The 5,303-nt window shown below is 65.7% G+C and carries 5 protein-coding genes; 2 read left to right on the forward strand and 3 right to left on the reverse strand.

Going from position 1 to position 5,303, the window contains the following annotated elements:
* Positions 1 to 356 (forward strand): carboxypeptidase-like regulatory domain-containing protein (locus VGQ44_00710; protein HEV8445307.1); only part of this gene is annotated, 356 nt, incomplete at its 5' end.
* A 12-nt stretch (positions 357 to 368) separates the two neighbouring features.
* Here VGQ44_00710 and VGQ44_00715 read toward each other — a convergent pair.
* Both VGQ44_00715 and VGQ44_00720 read right to left on the reverse strand, forming a co-directional pair.
* Positions 369 to 2,222, reverse strand: a complete 1,854-nt coding sequence (locus tag VGQ44_00715) for a hypothetical protein (GenBank protein HEV8445308.1) — start codon at positions 2,220 to 2,222, stop codon at positions 369 to 371.
* 190 nt (positions 2,223 to 2,412) lie between these two features.
* Entirely contained in the window at positions 2,413 to 3,456 is a 1,044-nt protein-coding gene (locus tag VGQ44_00720; GenBank protein HEV8445309.1) for a hypothetical protein, read from the reverse strand.
* A gap of 152 nt (positions 3,457 to 3,608) precedes the next feature.
* Here VGQ44_00720 and VGQ44_00725 point away from each other — a divergent pair, with 152 nt between their 5' ends.
* Positions 3,609 to 4,259, forward strand: a complete 651-nt coding sequence (locus VGQ44_00725; GenBank protein ID HEV8445310.1) for a DUF3052 family protein — start codon at positions 3,609 to 3,611, stop codon at positions 4,257 to 4,259.
* Positions 4,260 to 4,370: 111 nt separating this feature from the next.
* Here VGQ44_00725 and VGQ44_00730 read toward each other — a convergent pair.
* A partial coding sequence (locus VGQ44_00730; GenBank protein HEV8445311.1) for an alpha/beta hydrolase occupies positions 4,371 to 5,303 on the reverse strand: 933 nt, incomplete at its 5' end.

Raw genomic sequence — 5,303 nt, forward strand, 5'->3', positions numbered from 1 at the left:
TCAAGGGCGTGCTGGACAGCCTCGATGCGTCGGGTGAGGCTCGGTTCAAGGCGAACCACGACTCGCTCCTCGCGCACGTGACGCTCCACATGGTCGTGCCGCCATTTCGCGCACGCGTCATGCGCGTCCTCGACGAGCACGGAAGTCCAATCCGCAGCGCGTCACTTCTCGACGATGAGACGGGCGAAGTGAGGGCGACTACCAACTTCGCCGGCGAGGCGAGCCTCGGCTGGCTTCGGCGAGGCCGAACGAATATCCCCGTGCAACGGCCCGGCTACGAGCCGGAGCGTGTGACGATCAACGTCACACCGACGGACACCACGACGGTAATCGTGCAGCTTCGTCGCACGCCGTAGGCAGCGCGTCGCTCAGTTTCGCTGTGACGGCGGACGGTCGGAGTCGACGCAGAGCACTTTGAGCTGCTGCTGCGCGTACGGGTCGAGCTGATTGTCGAGAATGTCGAGCGACTGCCTGGCCGTTTCGGCGAAAGACGTTTCGCCCGCATGGAGGCCCGACCGGGCGACGGGTATGACGTCGGCGGCCATGCGGACTCGTTTACAGCTCTCGACCTTGTCGGTGAGCTTCATCGATTCCTTCAGCGCGGTTTGCGCAACGGCCAGCGCCGCGACGCCGGTGAGGAACCGCGATCGATCGGAGGACTGCACCGAATCGGCGAACGCCAGCATGCGAAGTGCGACGGCAAGGTCGGCATTGGATTGCGTACCGCTCGCCGCCGCCTGATAGAGCGCGTTCCCCTTGGCCAGCGCGTACGTCCCGACGTATGTCGAATCGTCGCCGCTGGCCAAGGCCGTGTGCAGCGCGGCGAGCGCGCTGTCCGGGCGGCCGAGCTCGATCTGAAATTGAGCGATCACGACATGACCGTGCTTCGCCGCCGAATCGAGCGATACAATCTGGCGCGTGGCGTCCAGCGCTTCGGAGACTTTGCCTCTCGCGCGCAGCTCGGTGGCGTGGATGTTCAACAACTCGACGCTTTGCGGAAAGAGCGCCAGTCCGCGCGGCACCGCGGTATCCGCTTCGGCTTTGACGTACTGCGTGTAGAGCGAGTACATCTTCGCGTCCTTGGGGAACGCGTGCACGCCGTGGGCGAGCATCTCGATCGCCTGGTACGGCCGGTTCGCGGAGTGATACGCGAGACCGAGCCGGTAGTAGAAGAGCGAGTCGCGGCGGCTGATCGAGTCACGCTCGAGGAGCAGCTCGCCGGCGGCGATCGCCAGCGGCCAGTGCTTGTTCTCGTACGCCGCGCGCCACTTCTGAAGCACGAATCGGATTTCTTCGGGATGCGCGTTGCTGAGCGCGACGAGGTACGGCTCGGCGCGCGCCGCGTTGCCGCCGTCGAGCAGCGCGTAACCGATTCGACCTTGCAGGTCGAGGTCGGCAGTGTCGGTGGCCGCGAGACGCAGCCAATACCCCGCCGCCGCATCGCGGCGACGTAGTGAGTCGAGTGCGACCGCGGCCGCCTCGAGGCCATGCGGATTCAACGAGTCGATCGCGAGCAGTGAGTCGGCTTCGGCGAGGACCTCGGCGTACGGCGCGCCGTTCTGATGCAGTGCCCACACGAGGCACGTGCGCACGATCGCGCCGCGAGGATACGCCTTCACGCCTTCACGCGCCGCTTCGACCGCACGCAGGCCGTGGCCGTCTCGAAGCGCGTTTTCGCAGCGGCGCTCCGGCGCGAGCTGCACCCGCGCCGCGGCGATCGACCTTGCGAACAAAAGCGCCGCCGAGTCGAGCTTTGGTGCCGCGGCGTCCGGCAACGGCTGGCGCAACTTCTCGTCGCGCAGCAGCACGAGCGACCCGGAGAGCCGAGGACCAGCAGGCCCATTGGAGACTGAAGCCGTCACGAACTCGTCGGCGCGGAAGTATTTGCCCGTCGCGCGGATTTCCGGCAAATCGAAGGTCGTATCAGGGTTGTAGCCGGCACGCTCCATTCGGTACGCGACGTCGCCCGCGTCGATGATGTCGACTTCCTTCTTGTCGACGAAGCGCCCGACCCTCGAACGGACGGCGTCGGCCGCCTTTCGCCCCAGCTTCATGTCCGCGCCGGTATGCGGGGCGAAGTTCAGAATGAGGAGGCCCTGCCGCGTAAACTCTTGCTGCGGCGCGTCTTTCTTGCCCCGCTGACCGCTGGCTGATCCGGCGGCGATACCGACCAACGCGAGGCCCAGGACAGTCCGGCGCCAAAGCGGGGCGCACGTGACCATCCGGCGGAGGGGTCGGCTGTTCAGAGCGTGGGTGGGAAGCAAGCTCTAACTATGCAGACAGTGTCAGGACGTTGCGACAGTCGAGCGGCCGAACCAACTGAGTACGATCCGAATTGTCGGACCGCTGAAGAATACGAATTCCGGTTGGCGATCGCGACAGGGGGACAGCCGAACCGGACGATTTGTCCGTTCAGCGATCCGCGGGGCACTGCTCCGACGTGAGCTTGTCGAAGTCAGGCATCCGGACGCGCCACCCGAACTGCAGCGTCGCGTGCGCCTCGCCGGCGGCGAGCTGGCACTGATAGTCGTGCAGGAAGAAGTCGAACGGGTCGCGCGAGTCGGCGTCTACCAGGTCGAGATCCGAATCGACCATCGTGAGTTTGCCGAATTTCAGCGTCCCGTGCCGAATGGCGAGAAAGTTCGGCGACGCCGTCGCGGACGGAACGAGCGCTCGCAACGCCGAGTCGCTCACCACGTTCGCGGACCCGATCACCAGGCCGAAACCGCGGGTGCAACAGTCGAGCGCCGCGATCGTGCCGTGCAGGTGGGGCGGCGGCAGGTTCGAAAAGACGTCGATCAGGATCGTGTTCTTGTCCACGCGCACGTTGCCGCTCGCCGGGACGTTGATCATGGCGGACAGGCTGATGTGCAGCGCGTTCAACAGCCCTGTCACGCCGACCGCGCCGATTTTCACTTCCTTCGTTTCGATCGCGAGCCAACGTCCTTCGCGAATCGACGGTGTACCCACCATCGTGAAGGGAATCGTCGCGCCCTTCGACAGCGTGCCGTGAATGACGAGGGTCTGGCCTTGCTCCTCGACACGCAGGTTGCGGATGTTCGCGTTCGGGTAGGCGAAGATCCGGCTGTTCATCAGGACTTCCACCTGGGGTCCCGTCAATCGCACCGAGGCTCCGGCGACGTCGAGATCGAAGGTGGACGGATCGTCGAACGACACGACCTGTGCGGGCGGCACCGGCCGCATCTGCGCGCGGATCCGTTCGATGCCCACGACCAAGTCCTTCGTGAACCTGAATTGCACGTTTCGCATCGTCAGCGTGGGGGCGACGTTCGGATCGGCCGCGGCCGTATCCCTCCCTGCTCGGCGGGCCGAATCGGCCACGTTCCCTGCGGCCTCGGCGGGCGTCGTTGGACTGGTGCACGCGGCGGCGCCTGCCGCGAGCCACGCGGCAAGAATCCATTTCCCCCCCCCAAGCGCCAACCGACACGATTTCACGCGTACGCTCCCGGAGCTAACCCCACCGGCGCGCGGCTAGTTCGCCGCGCGTCTTCACTTCCGCATCTCGCAAGGAATGGTCTAACTCGGCCGACTCGTCGTGCGCTCATACGTGACTTAAGTTGCCAAAGGCTGAGTACGGAGGCGGGCTCGTGGGTTACGAGGCGAAGTGCCGGGTGCGCGTGGTCGAGCGCGGCGCGCAAAGAGAAGCGGACGGAACCGTTTTGCTCGAGACCGACGAGCTCGTCGTTCGGGGCGATGCGCGGGTGCGGGTCAAACGCGCCGACATTCAACGAGTGACGAGGCGGGCTGGAACCGTAACCGTCGTCGTCCCGGACGTGACGATCACGCTCACACTCGACGAGCCTGCCGCGACGCGCTGGGAGAAAAAACTCGCCGAACCACCCAAGCGACTGATCGACAAACTCGACGTGAAGCCGGAGGCGGCCGTCCTCCTCATCGGAACGCACGACGACGCGCTGCGCGCGCAACTCGACGAGCGAACGTCAAACGTCTCGCGCGCGAACGCCGCCAAGAATCGCGACGTCGTGTTCGTCGACGTGAGCCGCCCCGCCGACATGACGCGCATCGCTCGCGCGAATGCCGCGATCGCCGAGAACGGCGCGATCTGGGTCGTGCACCCGAAAGGACCCAACGGCATCGCCGATACGGCGATCTTCGCGAAGGCGAAAGAGCTCGGACTCACCGCCACCAAAGTCGCGCGCGTCTCCGAGACGCTCACAGCCGAGAAGCTCGTGCGCCCGCGTGTCGCACAGACCGCGCGCTCGCGTATCGCCGTTTAGTGGCGAGACCAGCATCGAGGGGTCAGCATCGCGATGCGAGGCGGTGAGAGTCGCGTCCTCGATGCTTAGCGCTCGATGCTGGTCTCGCATCCCCGGGCCGCTACCAATCCCCTACTGCACGCCCAGAAAGCGCCGTATCGCCGTCAGCACCTGCTCTCGATTGCTGACGAATATCCAATGATGCGCCCCCCGAATCTCGAGCACCGTTCCATGCTCGACTTCACGCCGAAACTGCTCGCGCGAACTCCGGTCGACGTGCTCGAGCCCGCGAACTACATCGAGCCACGCCGCAGCGTGTTCGCGGTCGGCGCGTTGCCAGGGCTCGAGCTGTGAGACCGAATCCGTGACGGCGTAGATCGCCAGAGCCGGCGCTTTGACTGCTTTGTAGTTGGGGTGTTCCGGCTGAATCGACTGGTATGCGTTGGTGATCTCCTCCTGCCAGCCGTCGTACTTGTAGCGAGTGCGGATGTCGGCCTCGGGAATGTTGACTCCGCGCACGCGGTGAACGAACGCGACATACGCGGCCGGCGTCGCGGTGTCGGCGGTGGTGGGCTCGGGACGGCCGGGCACATTCGGCGGAACCGGAAAGATCTCCTGGATCTGAGCGTCAGCCGACACGCGGTCGTACGCGCCATCGAGATACACGAGTTTGTCGACGAGCGACGGATACTGCGCGGCGAGCCGCGTCATCTCTTCGCCGGCGATCGAATGGCCAACGACCGTCACGCGGCCGAGGTGAAGCTCGGCGATCGCGGCGCGAATGTCGGCGACGAGACGGCGCGTATCGTAGCCGGAATCCGGATGGTCCGATTCGCCGAAGCCGCGGCGTGTGAGCGCGACGACGTGGAACCTGTCGGTGAGGAGCGGTGCGAAGTCGTCGAAGGAATGGGCCGTGTTGCCCAGCCCGGCGAGAAAGAGAATCGTCGGCCCCGCCCCGCCGAAGTCGAGATAGTTCAGCCGCACGCTCGGCGCGACGCGCACCATACCGCTCTTGTGATGCGCCGTGTCGCGCCAAGCGTCGGCGGTCGCGCTGGGCTGCGCCGC

The sequence above is a fragment of the Gemmatimonadaceae bacterium genome (genome assembly GCA_036003045.1).
GTDB lineage: Bacteria > Gemmatimonadota > Gemmatimonadetes > Gemmatimonadales > Gemmatimonadaceae > JAQBQB01.

What these genes read in the sequence shown, in the direction of transcription:
- VGQ44_00715 (HEV8445308.1), bottom strand. Translation starts at nt 2,222, where the DNA reads ATGGTCACGTGCGCCCCGCTTTGGCGCCGGACTGTCCTGGGCCTCGCG.